This window comes from Sivoneniella epilithica UHCC 1019 (genome assembly GCF_040830845.1).
Lineage (GTDB): Bacteria > Cyanobacteriota > Cyanobacteriia > Leptolyngbyales > Leptolyngbyaceae > ULC077BIN1.
This window is the reverse complement of the sequence record NZ_JBFPDP010000009.1, coordinates 62557-79992: the sequence shown is the minus strand read 5'-3', so window position 1 is coordinate 79992 and position 17436 is coordinate 62557. Positions and strand designations below refer to the sequence as shown.

At 48.3% G+C, this 17436-nt stretch carries 14 protein-coding genes; 9 read left to right on the top strand and 5 right to left on the bottom strand.

Annotated features, from left to right (window positions below):
• Positions 1-20 precede the first annotated feature (20 nt).
• Entirely contained in the window at positions 21-998 is a 978-nt protein-coding gene (locus tag AB3R30_RS08095) for an alpha/beta fold hydrolase (RefSeq protein WP_458648659.1), read from the top strand.
• Between the two features lie 107 nt (positions 999-1105).
• Here the strand turns inward: AB3R30_RS08095 and AB3R30_RS08090 are convergent, their stop codons facing one another.
• From AB3R30_RS08090 to remA, 5 genes are all read right to left on the bottom strand, one after another.
• Positions 1106-2683 carry a bifunctional aminoglycoside phosphotransferase/ATP-binding protein gene (locus AB3R30_RS08090; protein WP_458648658.1) on the bottom strand — a complete coding sequence of 526 codons (1578 nt, stop codon included), beginning with the start codon at positions 2681-2683 and terminating at the stop codon, positions 1106-1108.
• A gap of 185 nt (positions 2684-2868) precedes the next feature.
• Positions 2869-3192 carry a hypothetical protein gene (locus AB3R30_RS08085; RefSeq protein WP_458648657.1) on the bottom strand — a complete coding sequence of 108 codons (324 nt, stop codon included), beginning with the start codon at positions 3190-3192 and terminating at the stop codon, positions 2869-2871.
• 96 nt (positions 3193-3288) lie between these two features.
• Complete coding sequence (locus AB3R30_RS08080) at positions 3289-5853, bottom strand: CPBP family glutamic-type intramembrane protease (protein ID WP_458648656.1); 2565 nt, start codon at positions 5851-5853, stop codon at positions 3289-3291.
• 423 nt (positions 5854-6276) lie between these two features.
• On the bottom strand, positions 6277-6840 hold the full coding sequence (gmk, locus tag AB3R30_RS08075) for a guanylate kinase (RefSeq protein ID WP_458648655.1): 564 nt from the start codon (positions 6838-6840) through the stop codon (positions 6277-6279).
• A gap of 232 nt (positions 6841-7072) precedes the next feature.
• On the bottom strand, positions 7073-7402 hold the full coding sequence (remA, locus tag AB3R30_RS08070) for an extracellular matrix/biofilm regulator RemA (RefSeq protein WP_458648654.1): 330 nt from the start codon (positions 7400-7402) through the stop codon (positions 7073-7075).
• 14 nt (positions 7403-7416) lie between these two features.
• Between remA and AB3R30_RS08065 the strand changes: the two genes are divergently transcribed.
• The 8 genes from AB3R30_RS08065 (at position 7417) to zds (ending at position 17435) form a co-directional block, all read left to right on the top strand.
• Positions 7417-9171, top strand: coding sequence for an Rqc2 family fibronectin-binding protein (locus AB3R30_RS08065; protein ID WP_458648653.1), 1755 nt, complete (start codon positions 7417-7419; stop codon positions 9169-9171).
• A gap of 393 nt (positions 9172-9564) precedes the next feature.
• A complete protein-coding gene (locus AB3R30_RS08060; RefSeq protein WP_458648652.1) occupies positions 9565-10770 on the top strand; it encodes a glycosyltransferase in 1206 nt (401 codons plus the stop codon).
• A gap of 98 nt (positions 10771-10868) precedes the next feature.
• Positions 10869-11573: an undecaprenyl-phosphate galactose phosphotransferase family protein gene (locus AB3R30_RS08055; protein ID WP_458648651.1), complete on the top strand. Its 705-nt coding sequence runs from the start codon at positions 10869-10871 to the stop codon at positions 11571-11573.
• A 194-nt stretch (positions 11574-11767) separates the two neighbouring features.
• The gene (locus AB3R30_RS08050) at positions 11768-12919 is read left to right on the top strand and encodes a hypothetical protein (protein WP_458648650.1); all 1152 of its coding nucleotides are present in this window, start codon (positions 11768-11770) and stop codon (positions 12917-12919) included.
• Positions 12920-13029: 110 nt separating this feature from the next.
• Positions 13030-14094 carry a uroporphyrinogen decarboxylase gene (hemE, locus tag AB3R30_RS08045; protein ID WP_458648649.1) on the top strand — a complete coding sequence of 355 codons (1065 nt, stop codon included), beginning with the start codon at positions 13030-13032 and terminating at the stop codon, positions 14092-14094.
• 213 nt (positions 14095-14307) lie between these two features.
• A complete protein-coding gene (locus AB3R30_RS08040; protein WP_458648648.1) occupies positions 14308-15273 on the top strand; it encodes an NAD-dependent epimerase/dehydratase family protein in 966 nt (321 codons plus the stop codon).
• 367 nt (positions 15274-15640) lie between these two features.
• Positions 15641-15847 (top strand): DUF2949 domain-containing protein, encoded by a 207-nt coding sequence (locus AB3R30_RS08035; protein ID WP_458648647.1) that lies wholly within the window; start codon positions 15641-15643, stop codon positions 15845-15847.
• Between the two features lie 118 nt (positions 15848-15965).
• Complete coding sequence (zds, locus tag AB3R30_RS08030) at positions 15966-17435, top strand: 9,9'-di-cis-zeta-carotene desaturase (RefSeq protein ID WP_458648646.1); 1470 nt, start codon at positions 15966-15968, stop codon at positions 17433-17435.
• Position 17436: the final 1 nt, after the last annotated feature.

Sequence of the window (17436 nt, the reverse complement as noted above, 5' to 3'; positions counted from 1 at the left end):
CCAAGGGGAAGGGTCATTCAATGGCTGGAAATTGGGTGAGTAGTTTGTTGCTGGTGATGACGACGCTCTATCAAGCGATCGCGTGTTGGCGTGAAGATCGGCGATCTCCACCCGGTCAGCGGATTGATATTGGCGGATACAAGCTGCATCTCTATACCGCAGGTGAGTCTACCAATCAGCCTACCATTGTGCTAGATCACAGCTTGGGCGGCATTGAAGGCTATTTCTTGTTGCCAGAACTGGCGAAATTAGGGCGAGTTTGTTGTTACGATCGCGCTGGCTATGGATGGAGCGATCGCAGCCCCCATTCCCGCACCAGTCAACAGATTGTGATGGAACTCGATCGCCTGCTGACCGCTGCCAACATTGCCCCGCCCTATCTGCTGATTGGTAATTCCTTTGGTAGCTATAACCAGCGGCTTTATGCCCACCAGTTTCCCGAAAAAGTGGCAGGGCTAGTCTTAACCGATGGCTTACACGAAAGCGGCATGTTGCAGATGACGCTGTTGCTGCGGGGATTAAAGCTATTTTTTATCTCTGGTTTTGTCATGTGTGTATTGGGATCTGTTTTAGGAATTATTCGGGTGCTGAAAACTTGCGGCATGTTTGAGCGATTGAAGCCAGAGCTAAGGCAGTATTCCAGCACCGTCTTGAACCCGGTTCAGCGATCGTTTTGTCGTCCCAATCATTGGATCACCATGGCTCAAGAAATGTGGAGCCTCGAAGCCAGTGGACGGCAACTGCAAACCATTAATTCACTGGGTGCGTTGCCCATGGTGAGCATCAAAGCCAACAGTTTTTTCAAGCCCTCTCTTTGGACGCGGTTGATTCCGTTGGGAGCCGCCAATCGACTGCGCGATGACATGCATCAGGAATTATCAAAACTTTCGACAAACTGTATTCAACTTCAAGCTGAAACGAGCGGTCACTTTGTCTGGCTCGATCAGCCGGAGGTCATTTTACAAGCCGTAAAGATGCTTTTAGAAGAAGGGATTTAAGGGCGTTGCTGATTGCAAGTATAATTTTTGACTGTAGGGGTAGGTCTTGTGCCTACCCTGCTGGAGATCAAGGGCAACCACAAGGGATTGCCCCTACAAATTTCTGATCATTTCAACTTTGATAAACTACTCGCTAAATCTTGGGTGGTGTCAATCGCTTGAACGATCGCTTGCTCAGCATCGGTGAACGGTTCCATCTGCTGGGTAGGCAATAAATCGGGGGTGGCATCGGAAATATCACCCTGTCGCTGATGCAGCCAGTTTTGACGAGCCTCTAGGGGGGCGGTGCAGTGCAATATTTGCAGGGAAAGCGGCGGGGTGGAATCGTCTGCATTGGCAGCGTCAACGGCTTGAATCACAGCTTGGCGGTGCGCTTGGCGATCGTACTTGGCATCCAAAATGACGGGGTAGCCTTGCTTTGCTAGGGTAATCCCCAGATGCAAGAGGCGATCGTAGGTTTGCTGAGTCATTTCTGGCGTGTATAAATCAGCGTCACCGCGTTCAGTCAGGGAAACGCCTGCTAAATGCTTCCGCACCGCGTCAGAGCGGATGTATACGGCTCCAATTTTTTGTGCCAACAATCGAGCAACCGTGCTTTTGCCAGAACCCGATAGTCCAGTTGTCAAGAAAATCTGTCCGCGATGGGCTTCACTGGCAGTTCCCAAGGGCGATCGCGTATAGTCCCATGCCAAGCGGAAATAGCGTTTGGCGGTTTCGGTTGCCTCTTGCTTCACCGCATCAGGAATGGTGGGATCATCCAGCAAAAAAGAAGTGACTTTGGCGCGCACATAAGATTGACGACTCAGATAAAGCGGCAACACCTGTAACCCTTCCCAGTCGCCCATTTCTTCGATGTAAGCATTTAAAAACACATTGCTTAAATCCGGGCGATTGCGGGCATCTAAATCCATGATGATGTAGGCAATGTCGAACATAATATCGACAAAGCGAAACGGTTCATTGAACTCGATGCAGTCGAACAGTAAGATATTGTCGTCCCACAGAGCAATGTTTCGCAAATGCACATCCCCATGGCATTCCCGAATCCAGTTGTGCTGCACGCGGTTGGCAAACAGGTCTGCTTGTTCGGCAAACAGGCGATCGGTGTACTGGCGAGTTTCATCAAACTGTAGCTGAGTCTGCGATCGCCCAACATAGCCAACAGTTTGCTCATAGTTTTCATCGATCGCCTGCCGAATTTGGGTCACATCGCCAAACGTGCGAATGTAATCATTGATCGCACCCTTGTTGTGAAAGCTGACTAACTCTTTTGCCAACCGCACCAATAATTCTGCGGTCAGCTTGCCCTGATCAAACAAATCCGTGAATAGCGTCCCTTCCGGAAACTGCTCCATCCGCACGGTAAACTCCACCGCTTCAGCGGCTCCCCCCAAGCGAAACTGCCCCACTGTCTCGGTGATCGGCAATACTTCTAGATATAAATCTGCGGCACCTCGCTGATTCAACCGAATCTCTTCATGGCAAAAATGCTCTCGCTTCTCTAAGGTGGAAAAATCGAGAAAGCCATAATTAACAGGCTTTTTCACCTTATAGGCATACTCTCCAGTCAGCAAAATGTAGGAGACATGAGTTTGCACTAGTTGGATCGGCTCTGTCACCGGGTGAGGATAAAATTCCGGTTGCAGCATTTGTTGAATTACAGGAGGGAGAGCAGTTTCAGTCATTCCAAAGGATGCAAAATGGTGAAGTTGGCAACCGTTAACATACCATGCGGCTTACCTAAACTCATGAATTGAACTGAGAATCTAGTGTTAGGGTACATCTCATATTTAAGGGATTAAGGGATGAGGGCGGTCTAATGACTTTTCTAAATTGACCTGCTCCCAAACAACCCTGTCCAGCAGAGGGGTCATGTGATCAAAATGCCAGCAACTTTATCGTCACTAAGCGTCATGCGAACCACAAACTCATCTCCGCCATCGGCAAAACTCAACTTCCACAGATAAATCTGATAGCTACTTTGTTTGAGATCACCAAAATAAGTCGTTGAATAGCCCTTTGTCATTCGTGGAGCGAGTTGCTCACTCACACCTTCAAACATTTGTTTGGTAATGCCTGCTTTATAACCGGAATCACCCACCGTGGTAAAAAGCTCGTAATCTGCCGACGCGATCGCGTCCAAGATAATCTGCAAACAATCGATCACGTTTTGAGGAGGAGTGATGAGATTCATAAGACCATTCTCACGTTAGCGTTTTATCAAACTGTACAAAAAAATAGTGCTGCATAGAAATAAAATGTTGTGATGGAGGCTGCAATCGCGCCTCCTTCAACCGTCATTAGCTATAAAATTTTGTGCGTGTGGATGTAGTTTCTCCATGCCGCCCAAAAGACTAATCCAGGCAGTGGTGACGACCCAGTGGATTAGCGTAATCACGAACAGGGAGCCAGTGAGGAAATAGGCAATAGTGCAGATAAGACCGAGTAATCCTGTTAGGGTCAAAAACGCAGGATTGAAGAAAGTGGGGTTACCAGGTTTATAGAAAATTTTGGCGTTGAGGGGATGATAGACGATGAATAGAATTAAGCTAAAAACCGCCCAAATCATCCACATTTGCCCGGTGATCCCAGCACGAGGATAGGGCAGCAATACGACGCGAAAAATAAACTCTTCCAGTAGAGCAGGCATGAAAAATAAGCGTCCTGCTAGCAGCAGATAGTCTTGTTTGGAGGCTTGCCAGGGTTTGAATTGCAAGAAGCCTTGAGAGAAGCCAATCGGCAGGGCGATCGCCGCATACAGCAGTAACATCCCCAGAGCAACGCCCAAATGCAACAGGGTTGGCAAACTGATCGCACCTAAGATTCGAGTAAACAGAATGGTGGCGATCGCAACATTCGTACCGGGCAGCGTCCATCTGCCGAAGACTTGCGTCGGGGCGATCGGCAGAATATTGGGATTGTTGCCGCCCACCTGATTTGTTTGCAAGAACCATAGTTTTGCACCATGCCGCAGGAATTGAATGCTGAGTTCATCTTGGGCTTGTCGGGGCAAAATCGTTCTCCAACTGGTCAGTGCGGTGAGAATATTGGCAGTCCCAGACCCAGCACGAACAAAGTCTGGCGATTGGATCTCGGTGCCAGACAGAGCGGCAGCATTCGTTTTCCAGTCTTGCCGCACTAGTCCAAAGGGGGCAAGGTCTCGTTGCAGATCATTTCCCAAGGTGATCAACTGTTCAAATCGTTGAATCGTTGGATCTTCAGGATGAGATGACCACCAACGCTGAATCTCTGGACTCGATTCAACCTGTTTCCGAATGGCTTGAATGGTTGCAAACAAGGCTTGGTTAGAATCCTGCACACAGGACGTTGCAGCAGTAACATTAGCAATGCCGGTGCCGTCACCTGTCCGGTAGCGATCGCCAATGATCCGAAGTTGACGCATCAGTTCAGAAAACGGCGAAATCGTGATACCGCCGAAATCATAATCTTGGGCGATCGTATCGAGTTTAACAATCACATCGGTCACCGGACGAGTGCCCAACCAGCCCCGTTGCAGGTTGCCCATGTAGTTTGTCCAAGAATTCTCTCCCGAAATCACCCCTTCAATGTTGTTGGCATACACCTGTTGATAGCGCACGTCTAGCTGAAGTTCGTTGGTGAACGGATCGCGGATCACCTCTGCAACACCATAGGCAAAATGTCCGGTGACGGTGCCGCCCACAGATCCCTCGCCGCTCGTGCCACCTCTGCCGCCAAACAGATGCATGACCAAGGCGCGATCGCCCGCTTGCCACTGAGCGATCGCGTCTGCTGAAGTCTTCGCCTTGGGGTTCACTAAAACCGTTTGAATCGTGCCCTTTCGTTGCTCCGTATTTCGCCAGTTTTGATAATTAATGTAGTCCAACCCCTTGCCTGTCCCTAGCAACACTTGCTGTGGGTTGAGTTGGAACAGCGATCGCGGTTTGATTGACTGCACGGTAAACAATCCCGCCTGATCCTGTGCGCCATACAAGTACCAGCCTGCCGCGCCTGCCGGGGATTTTTCCAACTCTCGCGGGGTGGAGGCGTACACGCCATTGCCATCGATTGGCTGTTGGGGAATGCGAACTGTGGATTGCACACCGTCAAATTGTTTGGTTGCCGGATTGTAGTGCTGCACTCGAAACAGTTCACTAGGGCAGGGACGCTCTCCTGGGCACGCTTTGGGAATGAATTGGGTTGGCGAGTTTGGGACTGTCCCTAAAATTTTCACGAGGGTGACGTATCTGCCCGTATTCAACAACGGTTCCCGCTCAATTTGCAAGGCGGGTTGACCCTCCGGTGTCTGGCTCAAGGTTGCGGCGGTTAGCGATACGGTTACGTCGTCCTTCGGTCTGGCTCCCGCGATCGCCTGTAAAGCGCCCACCCGCGATCGCCCATTCAAGCGATCGGCGTAGATATCAGCTTTCGTGCGGCGCAGTTCTGCCACTAGCGGCGAAAATTTCACATCCCGCGTTCCGGCTGCTACATCGCGCTGCACCGATGGCTTTTGGCTCCATTCCAGCCGGATCTGTTTGCCAATCAAATGGGTCGCATTGGGCGGCGCATGGGTGACTTCCATCCAGACCCAATCGGTTTCGCCTTGCTGCTGAGCATCGGGCAAAATCAGTCGTCCTGTCCAGGGTGCAACGGGGCGGTATAAATCCGGGGGGAGCGTTTGCTGAACTGGATAGAATCCCGGCTGGTTAAATGGCGCTCTACTAGTGATGGCGTAGTTGGATTCTATTGTGGTTCCAGAAGCGATATGGAATAGCAGCGTGGCAGCGATAGCGCCCATCAGGAGTAGCACCCATCGAATAATTCTATTGCCAATTGGCGATAGCGCTGAATTGTCAGTTCGCTGCGATCGAGCCATCTAAGTGCAACCTCGCTTCACGGCGGCTTTGAACAGCCTTTTGCTTCACTATTTTAGTCCCATCAAAGAACTACAGTCTTCAATCTAACAATATTCCTTTGAAAAGACGTAATTCTAAAACCGCTGGAGTATCAAGGCTACATCGCGTCCAAAAAGCGCTCCTTCTATGGCATTCGGGTATAACTGCTCGCGACTAAAGACGGCTTTCCAGTGGAATTTGTCTTTAAATACCTCTCACCCCAGTTTGACCAATTCTATTGCCGCATAGCAACGGCGATCTTTCTCTTTAAGGATGAATAGAGTCGTTGGATTTGCTGCTCGATGTTGGATGAATACGGAGTCATAGAATCTAAAAAGTCAGTAGACAGATTCAATCTACTATCTCATAGGTGATTTCTGGATCTTATTTAATCCGTGTTCCCATTAGCACAGTGCAGGGGCAAACAAAGCAGTGTCAACTCGGTCTAAAGCTTTTTCAAAATCATCATTCACAATCTGAATATCAAATTCGCTGGCGGCGTTAATCTCTGTTTCTGCCCGGTTTAAGCGACGCGCGATCGCCTCTTCCGTTTCAGTTCCACGGCTGCGGATGCGATATTCCAACTCAACAAGGGAGGGCGGCAGAATAAAGATTCTTAGCGCATCGGGAAAAGCTTGACGCACTAAGCGCGCTCCTTCCAACTCAATTTCCACAATCACCCACTGTCCTTGACGAATTTTCTCTTCCACCGCAGCACGAGGAGTGCCATAAAGATTTCCAGCAAATTCCGCCCATTCTAAAAACTCGCCATTGGCAATCATGCGCTCAAACGCACTCCGGCTGAGGAAGTAGTAATCTTTGCCTTCCACTTCGCCCACCCTAGGAGATCGCGTTGTTGCCGAAATAGACAAACACAATTCAGGGTGACGCTCCATCAGCGATCGCAGCAGAGTTCCCTTACCGACCCCACTGGGTCCCGTTAAAACAATTAATTTGCCCGTGCCCATGCGCGTTCTCCCTTTGCCTAGAATCATCTATTTAATATTTCTTAATGTTCTGTCATATACAGAAAAAGAGCAACTTCTTGGTATCAGAAGTGCTAAAACTTGCAAACAGAACTAGAGTTATCTAAGGATAGAGTAAGCAGAATACTTTCAGTCTAACAATTTGGTTTTTCTGGTCTGCTGGATTTCCTTTATTCGCTTTTAAACAGCTTAAAGTTAGATGAAGTTAGATGGGTCAATCTTCTCCTGCGCCGTCTTTACTAATCACAAATCGATTTGCCACGGTTTCAGGCTGAATAGCAGAAAGAATGACATGACCAGAATCGGTGATAATCACGGCGCGAGTCCGCCGACCATAGGTTGCATCAATTAAATGCTGAGTTTCTCTAGCATCCGTAATAATGCGTTTAATGGGTGCCGACTCTGGGCTAACAATGGCAATAACCCGATTTGCCGACACAATATTGCCAAAGCCAATGTTGATTAATTTGATATCCATATTGGCTGAATCCGGGGTGAGATGAGTAGGCTGGATGGGCGATCGACCTGAAAAAATGAGCCACAAGGCAATGAGTAGCTGTGCAACCTGTTGACTTTACTACCCTAACCGCGATTTGTTCTGAACTCAGAGCAGACTGGATTCCGGCTCGCGTTGAACAAATTTATCAGCGCGATCGCCACACCTTATTTTTAGGGCTTCGTACCTTAGACGCTCGTCGGTGGCTAATGGTTTCCTGGCATCCTCAAGCCGCTCGGCTGTGTTTGAGCGATCCCCCGCCCCGCATTCCCGACACCTTCACCTTTAGCCAGCAGTTACGTCATCAAATCGGCAATTTAGCTCTGGTGAAAATTGAGGCGATCGCCCCGTGGGAACGCGCGATCGATTTGCAATTTGCTCGTCGTCCTGGCGACCCGGCTCTGTGGCATCTCTACATCGAAGTGATGGGCAAATATAGCAACGTCATTTTGGCAACCGGAGAGAACCAAATTGTGGCGGCGGCTCACCAAGTTAGCGCTCAGCAATCCAGTGTCCGCCCGATTCAAACAGGGCAACCCTACGAAGTTCCACCGACTCTAACGGAAGCAATGCCAACCTTGAGTGAACCGTTTGAGCGCTGGCAAGAGCGGCTCAGCCTGATTCCTGGTGGGTTGAAACGAACCCTGCTAAAAAATTATCGGGGGCTAAGCTCGGCGCTGGTCATCAGTCTGATTCAAACTGCTGGATTAAACCCAGAGCAATCTACCGCTGATCTCACTACGACTGACTGGCAACGATTATTTCAACAGTGGCAAACCTGGCTAACGATGCTGGAAAAACAGCAGTTTCAACCGGGCTGGACGGAAACAGGCTATACCGTTTTGGGGTGGGGAATGACCCGCGAGGCAAACAGCCTGCAAAAACTCATCGATCGCTACTACAGCAACCAACTCAATCAGCAAGAATTTATCCAGTTGCGTCATCAACTCACCCAAAAACTGGGTCACGTACTAGCAAAACTGCGGGTGAAAGCGGCAACTTTTCAAACCCGGCTTGACCAATCGGATGGAGCAGATCGCCAACGAGAACAGGCAGACTTACTCATGGCGCATTCCCATGATTGGCAACCGGGACTGAAAGCAATGACTCTGCCCGACTTTGTGACCGAGAAGCCCATTACCATTGCCCTAAATCCTGAACGGAATGCAGTTCAAAATGCTCAGGCGTTATACAAACAACATCAGAAATTGAAGCGGGCACGAAACGCGATCGACCCTTTGCTTGCCATAGTTAACACTGAGCTTCATTACTTGGAGCAAGTAGAAACCGCATTGATTGAGCTATCTCACTATGAATCTCAGGACGATTTAAGCGCTTTAGAAGAAATTCGCGATGAGCTAATTCAACAAGGATACCTCCCCAGTCCAGCGCATCAAACCACGGCTCTAGCACCTGATGAGTCTGCTAGCCAGCCCCGTCGCTACACCACTTCTAGCGGCTTAGAGGTTTTAGTAGGACGGAATAATCGCCAAAATGACCTCCTCACTTTTCGCACCGCCAGCGACTATGACCTGTGGTTTCATACTCAAGAAATTCCTGGCAGTCATGTATTGCTGCGGCTAAATCCAGGGGACACTCCAGAAACAAAAGATCTAGAGTTAGCCGCAGATCTGGCAGCCTACTATAGCCAAGCTCGGCAGAGTGAACAGGTGCCTGTGATTTACACCGAGCCAAAGCATGTTTATAAGCCCAAAGGAGCAAAACCAGGAATGACGGTTTACAAACACGAGCGTGTTTTGTGGGGACAGCCGCAACGAGTTTTCAAAAGGCTGCTAGTAGACGGTGAGCGACGTTGAGTCAAGTTCATATAAATTATAAAGAAATTTATATTCATGAACTTTTGTTAAATAAATGGTTGTATTTGTTGTTACAATCTTCCTTATGAGGGATTAATAATCTTTGGAAGCCTGCTGCAAGTTTGGGAACGCGGAGCGGTTTCCTCCCTTGAGGAGAACAACGAAAAGATGATTAAAAGACCAGTGGAAAGCTTGGTCTTTTTTCTTTAAGTGCCACTCCACAAGCTGCCTATTGTTTGAGCGATCGCCCACAACCAAAGCGTTATCATGCTCAACATCGTAATTAGTGCCTTTCAGCATTCAGCCGTTGATTTTTTGCCGGATTTTCGCTAACACAGCTAACTCAAAAAGTCGGCTGTTAGTGTATCTAGGTGTGTAGGAAGTGGTAGCGTTTTGAGGACTATTGTGGGCAATCCTGCGGCTCTAGCAAATTTAAAGGTTGCATTAGTGCATGAATGGCTAACTCCAAAAGCCACGGGCGGCTCAGAGTTAGTTGTTCAGGAGATTTTGCGATCGCTGGATGCCGATCTCTATGCGCTGATTGATTTTGAATCAACCAATCCCGCTAGCTATCTATTTGGGCGATCGATTGGTACAACGTTTCTACAAAATTTTCCATTGGCGAGAAACGGTGTGCAGAAATATTTGCCCTTGCTGCCCCTAGCGATCGAGCAGCTAGATGTCCGCCAGTACGACATTATTTTGTCTTCCTCTCACGCCGTTGCCAAAGGGGTATTAACAGGTGCCCATCAACTGCATGTGTGCTATTGTCATGCGCCGATGCGCTACGCCTGGGATTTAACGCTAGACTACCTGCAAAGTAGCCAGTTGGGACACGGCTTACCCGGTGGATTAACGCGCTATCTACTGCATCGTTTGCGTCAGTGGGATGTGGTTTCGGCAAATCGAGTCGATTATTTCATTGCCAATTCTCAGACAACGGCGCGGCGGATTTGGCGATGCTATCGTCGTCCGGCGGAAGTGATTTACCCACCCGTTAATATTGATCGCTTCCCATTTCAAGCCCAAAAGCAAGATTTTTACTTAACCGTGTCGCGATTAGTGAGCTACAAAAAAATCTCACTGATTGTCAAAGCGTTTAATCAACTAGGGCGATCGCTCGTAGTGATTGGGGATGGAACCGAACTAGAACCCCTGCGTCAAATTGCCCAACCCAATGTCAAAATTTTAGGCTGGCAGCCCAATGATGTCGTCGATCGCTATATGGCAGAAGCCACTGCTTTTGTCTATGCCGCTCATGAAGATTTTGGCATCGCCCCCGTTGAAGCTCAAGCCTGTGGCACCCCTGTGATCGCGTTGGGTTTGGGGGGAACCTTAGAAACAGTCCGAGACATCCGGCACCATCCTGACAATGGCACTGGCGTTCTTTTTCCTACCCAAACAGAGGCAGAGTTGATGGCAGCCGTTCAAACTTTCGAGCAATACCGCGATCGCTTTAATCCAGAAGTGCTACGCGATCATGCGCTCTCCTTCAGTGCAGACCTCTTCCAGCAGCATTACTTGAGCTTCATAGAGCAGTGCTATCAAAATTTTCACACTGACTCTAGGTCGCCCAGCAATCAAAAATTTTTAAGTTAAACAAGATTTTCACTGAATTGCATCAAAACAAAGCGTAATAAGGGGTCACTGGCTTTACAATCAGGTTGTGTGTGTGGTGTGGATATGCAAGGAGTAAAATGACTGCTGAAAGTCAACTCGTTTCTCGCAGATCTCTTCGAGCAATTCTAAAACGCGGTGTTCTACCGTTTTTCTGGGATTCTTTGAATGGTGATACTGCCAAGCGGATCTTTGATATTTGTTTTTCGTTAACGTTTCTAATCGTTTTTTCCCCGCTCTATCTACTGCTAATTCTGTTAGTGGGGCTCAGTTCTCCGGGTCCTGTCTTTTATGTTCAAGAGCGGGTCGGTAAGAATTACAAGCATTTCAACTGCTATAAATTCAGAACAATGATTGAAAATGCCGATGAGGCACTGCACGAGATGATGCAAACCTCACCGGATACGCGCCGAGAATTTCAAGATACCTTCAAGCTTAAACGCGATCCTCGAATTACCAGGGTTGGAAAATTCCTGCGGATTACCAGTTTAGATGAGTTCCCTCAGTTTTGGAATGTTCTAAAGGGGGATATGAGTGTGGTAGGTCCCCGCCCTTTGGTAGTCGAAGAGCTACCGAGTTATGGTGAGTATATTGACCGGGTACTAACAATTCGCCCTGGTGCTACTGGGCTATGGCAGGTTTCTGGACGCAATAATATTCCTTATCCTCGCCGCGTGCAGATTGATGTGTACTATGCTACTTCTCGTCATTTTCTAATGGATCTTTGGATCATTGTGAAAACGGTAGGGGTTGTGGTTTTTCTGAAAGACAACGGCGCATATTGATCAGCAGTTAGCCTTTGTGTTTCTAGGACGTTGTGGGTCTCTGAAATATTGTTGGTTTGGAGTGTGCCACTGAAAGTTGAGGAACAAGCTCATAGAGGCTAGGTTCTAATATGCGCCTATAGTTTTAAAGACTAGTCTGTTCCCTCTGAATCAACAGATTATTTTTAATTTCACCTTGTAATACGGAAATGTTTATGATGATTCGTCAGGTGCTTGGCAAGTTTGCAGTATCGAGTGCTGTTGCAATGATGATAATCGGGGCGATCGCAAATCTTGCGGAAAGTGTTCCGATTACGGATGGACAAACTATTAATGGGTTTATTCGCGCCGCTTCTCGCGCCTATCAATTCAAAAACTTGGCTAGACCCGGAACGGCAACCCAAACTGCACGGGGTGATGAATACACGTTTACCGCTCGACGGGGCGACAGTCTTGAGGTGGCAGTGACAGCCGAAGATGGGAGTACTCTCCGTCCCGCGATCGCCCTGATTGACCCGATGGGACGGCAGGTTAGCTATAGCGAAAATCCTAATTTCTTCAAATATCAAATTGTTCGAGCAGGCACTTACAAACTGTTGGTATTGGCGCGTAATAATTCTTTAGGACGTTACACTGTGGCGATCGATGGGCTAAGTGCAGCGGCGGCTCAGGTGCCTCTCGCCGATCAAGTCATGCGAAATACTTTGCGGTTACGGGCGATCGGCTGTGGTGTTCCGAACGTTGCCAAGATTAAAATTGGCACAGAAGAGCGCTGCACTCGCGATATTGAGCCAGGTGTTTATCTTTACGAAGATGCAACCAAAAGCATCAAGATTGTGGATGCTCGTCGTGATTTGATTGCCAAACAACTTCAGGTTTCGGTATTGGATCGGTGCCCCTCTGCGGGAATACCCGTGGCTCAAATTACTATTGCTGAACCGCAAGATGGTAGAGACTATACCTACTGCGCCACGCCTAGCCGCTTTGTCCAAGCAGGCAGCTATCGCTATAACCCAATCACCGATACTTTAACGCCCCTCAGTACTGCTATCATGGGTACGACTCCGCCGATACCCCAACCTCCAACCACGCTTCCTCCAACGACTGCACTGCCCACTGACGCTAGACGACAACAGTTGCAAAGGGACTATGGGTTGGCAGTGCTGGATAATTGTCCTGCGGTTCGGAGCGCTTATGTTGTGGTCAATTTTCCAGAAGCCAATCAGATTTATCAATACTGTGCGCCTCCCACGCGGTTTCTGACGGCTGGGGAGTATACCTACAATCCGACTACGGGCAATCTAGATGCAGCGGCAAAGCCAGCAAACTGCACAATCACAATCGGCGGCATTTGTGTTGTTAAGTAAGCTTCAAGAAAGCAAGTTCCCTTAACAAATTCCTAAAAAGTGCCGTAAAACGCTGTTCTTGGAGTGGTAAGCTAGCGGATGCACTTAAAAACCAGTAGGACAATAGTTAAATGACCGGGTCTGCCCAGGTGCCTTATTTGTTGAGAGCCGCTCGCGGTGAAATATTAGAGCGACCTCCTGTTTGGATGATGCGCCAAGCAGGGCGGTATATGAAAGTTTATCGGGATCTGCGCGATCGCTATCCTGCTTTCCGCGATCGCTCTGAGAAACCAGAATTAGCGATCGAGATTTCACTCCAACCCTTTCGAGCATTCCAGCCCGATGGGGTGATCATGTTTTCCGATATTCTGACCCCGCTACCTGGGATCGGCATTCCCTTTGACATCATTGAAAGTCGTGGTCCGGTCATTGATCCGCCCATTCGCACCCTTGAACAAATTCGTCAACTGCATCCCTTGCAGCCCGAAGAGTCTCTACCCTTTGTAGGGCAAACCCTCAAAGCGTTACGGCAAGAAGTGGGCGATCGCGCAACAGTATTAGGATTTGTGGGTTCACCTTGGACGCTGGCTGCCTACGCGATCGAGGGCAAAAGTTCTAAAGACTACTCCACCATCAAACGCATGGCATTTACCGAGCCAGCGATTTTGCATGAATTGTTGGGCAAGCTATCGGATGCGATCGCCACCTATGTGCGCTATCAAATAGATTCAGGCGCTCAAATTGTGCAGTTGTTTGACTCTTGGGCAGGACAGTTAACGCCTCAAGACTATGACGTTTTTGCTTTGCCTTATCAGCAGCGCATTGTGCAACAGGTTAAGGAAACCCATCCTGATACCCCGTTGATCTTATATATCAGCGGCAGTGCTGGAGTGTTAGAACGTATGGGACAATCGGGTGTAGATATTGTCAGCGTTGACTGGACTGTCGATATGGCAGAAGCGCGTCAACGGTTGGGTGCAGCGATGGGAGTCCAAGGAAACATTGACCCCTGTGCTTTGTTTGGGTCAAAAGATTTCATTCGCGATCGCATCTTAGACACCATTCAAAAAGCAGGTCGTTCAAAGCATATTCTCAACTTGGGACATGGCATTTTGCCAAACACCCCTGAAGAAAATGCTGCATTCTTCTTTGAAACTGCTAAACAAGCGGATCAACTTTTAGCAACCCGTGCATAACATCTGCCTAAACCGTCAGAGTTGGCTCAATTTAAGCATTACCTGTGTGGATAGGCTCTTGATGCTTTGACGGTTCCTATTATGGATTGTAAACAGTCTGGTGTACGGTACGAGGACTATAATTATTAGCCTCTAGTTCAATCCCGTAATCCAGACTAAAATCGCAGAACCCAACAACTGAGCCTTAAATCTCCTATCCATCTTAAAGCCCCGATGACATCCAAACGGATTTTTGTGACTGGTGCGAGTGGCTGTATCGGTCACTACGTAGTCGAAACCTTAATTCAAGAAACCGATCACGATCTATTTTTGCTCGTCCGCAATCTAGATAAGTTGAAGATTGACTACAATACTCGTCCCGGCATTACGGTTTTGCAAGGAAATATGCGAGAGATTGAGCAATTTAGCGACTTGCTTAAAACGATGGACTGCGCGATTTTAATTGCTACCGCGTGGGGCGGTCCTGAAGAAGTATTTGATATCAATGTGGTGAAAACGGTTCGGTTGCTCAATCTGCTCGATCCAGAAATTTGTCGTCGGGTTCTTTATTTTTCTACTGCTAGTATTCTCGATCGCAACAATCAGCCCTTGAAAGAAGCGGGTGAAATTGGCACAGACTATATTCGTTCTAAATACAATTGCTTTCAGCAGTTATCCAAGTTAGCCATTGCGCCGAACATCACGACATTGTTTCCCACGCTGCTGTTGGGTGGAGAAGCCCAAAAGCCGTGGTCCCATATTTCGGGTGGAATTTCTCAGGAAGCGAAATGGATTAACCTAATTCGCTTTTTTAAGATTGATGGGAGTTTTCACTATATTCACTCGAAAGATGTGGCTCAAGTGGTTCGCTACCTGGTTGATAATCCTTTAGAAGCAGAAGACTGTCCCAATTTGGTGTTGGGTAATCCAGCGATTACCGCAGATCAGGCGATCGCAGAAGCCTGCGACTATCTCAACAAACGACTCTACTTCCGCATTCCTTTAACCCAACGACTGTTGGATATTATTTTTGGTCTTTTTCGGGTTGAGGTAGCAGCTTGGGATCGGTTTGCGATGAAATATCGTCATTTCGTCCACACCAACCCTGTTACGCCTTCCACTTTTGGCTTACCCACCTACTGTTCTAGTTTTGCAGATGTCCTAAAACTCAGTGGCGTTCCCCGAAAGAAGCGACGTTAACGCAAGCTGATATTTTTAACCTCTGCCGTCTTATTGCTAGCTCGATGTCTTATTGCTAGCTCGATCTAGTTTTGCGCTAATTTGACGCTATCGGCAAAAGCACTGGAGTGAACGTGCCTTTTGCAATCAAACTTTAACGTCAGATCTGAATAAATGTGGTTTAACAGTAGACGTATACGAATAAACCGACCTTGCTCAAGGTTCAGTCATCCAGTTGAATGAAGCGATCGGATGAAGTGTGCCGTGGTGCGATCGCCTAACATAAGCGCGATTCGGTTTACCTGTCTCTTAACGTTGAACAAGTGTTTAGAGAACAGAATTTAATCCTGTATACTCCTGCTCAGCTTACTCAGTGCGTCTAAAAACAGTGCAAGGTTCAATTGTCAAAGCCAACTGTGGCAACTCTCAACTCATTCACTTTTTGCAAGAAAAGCTGAAGCTTTCCACCAGCGCGATCGCGATCGCGTTACGGCATTGTGAACAAGATCCTGGACCTTTACCCATGATTTTGTGGCAATACGGGCTAGTGTCGTTAGAAGAGCTAGACCAAATTTTTGATTGGCTTGAAAGTTAGTCAAATCGACTGAATGGGCTTCTATTCTATTAAAATATGTAAATTGTTGGATGGGTAAAGCGGTTTATCTTCTCGTCTCCCTTCAACGTCTTCCTATTTGAACTTGAAGCAGAACAAAATGCGAGTTGCGATCATTGGTGCAGGATTAGCGGGATTGGCAGCAGCCGTAGAACTGACCGATGCTGGACATGAGGTTGAACTGTTTGAGGCGCGATCGTTCATTGGTGGCAAAGTAGGCAGTTGGATTGATGCAGACGGAAACCACGTTGAGATGGGACTGCATGTCTTTTTTAATAACTATGCCAACCTGTTTAATTTGATGAAACGAGTCGGCGCGTTCGACAATTTATTACCAAAAAATCACGTTCATACTTTTATCAATCGCGGTGGACAAATTGACACCCTGGATTTTCGTTTTTTGCTGGGTGCGCCCTTCCATGGGCTAAAAGCCTTTTTTACCACTGGTCAATTGACAGTGCGGGATAAGCTGCAAAATGCGATCGCCCTAGGCACCAGCCCCGTCGTCCCCGGTTTGATTAGCTATGATGCCGCCATGAAGTGGATTCGGGCACTCGACACCATCAGCTTTGCCGATTGGTTTCGCAGCCACGGCGGTTCTCAAAATAGCCTCAAGCGTCTGTGGAACCCGATCGCCCTTGCCCTCGGCTTCATTGACACTGAGAACATCTCCGCCCGCTGTATGCTCACCATCTTTTTGATGTTCGCAACCAAAACCGAAGCCTCTCGCCTGAATATGCTGGCAGGCTCTCCTGCTGAATATTTGCATCAGCCGTTGGTCGATTACCTGGAAGCACGGGGCACGAAGCTTCATACTCGTCGCCAGACTCGGCGTATTCTGTTTGAAGAAGTGGGCGGCGAAACGCGAGTAACCGGGATTGTTACAGCAAACGGAGAGGACGAGGAAACCATTATTGCCGATGCTTACCTGGCTGCCTGCGATGTTCCTGGTATTCAGCGGTTGTTGCCCCCGGAATGGCGCAAATGGCAAGAGTTTGACAATCTCTACCAACTTGAAGCCGTGCCCGTAGTCACCGTGCAACTGCGGTTTGATGGTTGGGTCACCGAAATGCAAGATGCCGAACAACGCCGACAGGTGAACCATGCTGCTGGGTTAGATAATCTACTCTATAGTGCCGATGCTGATTTCTCTTGCTTTGCCGATCTTGCCCTAACCAGTCCCAAAGACTATTACCGCGAAGGGCAGGGTTCCCTGATGCAGGTGGTGCTAACTCCTGGCGACCCGTTTGTCAAAATGAGCAATGAGGCGATCGCCCAACACGCCCTTAAACAACTTCACGACCTATTCCCGTCTTCCCGCGACCTGACCATGACCTGGTATGGGGTCGTCAAATTGGCGCAATCTCTCTATCGCGAAAAACCCGGCATGGACCCCTATCGCCCTTCCCAAAAAACCCCGATCGCCAATTTTTTCCTGGCTGGCAGCTACACCGCCCAAGACTACATCGATAGTATGGAAGGTGCCACCATTTCTGGGATGCAAGCCGCCCAAGCCATTTTGGAGCCGACAGGTTATAAGGTGAAGGGAGAGGGACTGTTTAGGTATTGAT

Excerpts from the sequence above, each read along its gene's own strand:
- AB3R30_RS08095 (WP_458648659.1), top strand. The coding sequence starts at position 21 with ATGGCTGGAAATTGGGTGAGTAGTTTGTTGCTGGTGATGACGACGCTC.
- AB3R30_RS08080 (WP_458648656.1), bottom strand. The coding sequence starts at position 5,853 with ATGGCTCGATCGCAGCGAACTGACAATTCAGCGCTATCGCCAATTGGC.
- AB3R30_RS08050 (WP_458648650.1), top strand. The coding sequence starts at position 11,768 with ATGATGATTCGTCAGGTGCTTGGCAAGTTTGCAGTATCGAGTGCTGTT.
- AB3R30_RS08090 (WP_458648658.1), bottom strand. The coding sequence starts at position 2,683 with ATGACTGAAACTGCTCTCCCTCCTGTAATTCAACAAATGCTGCAACCG.
- AB3R30_RS08040 (WP_458648648.1), top strand. The coding sequence starts at position 14,308 with ATGACATCCAAACGGATTTTTGTGACTGGTGCGAGTGGCTGTATCGGT.
- AB3R30_RS08085 (WP_458648657.1), bottom strand. The coding sequence starts at position 3,192 with ATGAATCTCATCACTCCTCCTCAAAACGTGATCGATTGTTTGCAGATT.
- hemE (WP_458648649.1), top strand. The coding sequence starts at position 13,030 with ATGACCGGGTCTGCCCAGGTGCCTTATTTGTTGAGAGCCGCTCGCGGT.
- zds (WP_458648646.1), top strand. The coding sequence starts at position 15,966 with ATGCGAGTTGCGATCATTGGTGCAGGATTAGCGGGATTGGCAGCAGCC.
- AB3R30_RS08055 (WP_458648651.1), top strand. The coding sequence starts at position 10,869 with ATGACTGCTGAAAGTCAACTCGTTTCTCGCAGATCTCTTCGAGCAATT.
- gmk (WP_458648655.1), bottom strand. The coding sequence starts at position 6,840 with ATGGGCACGGGCAAATTAATTGTTTTAACGGGACCCAGTGGGGTCGGT.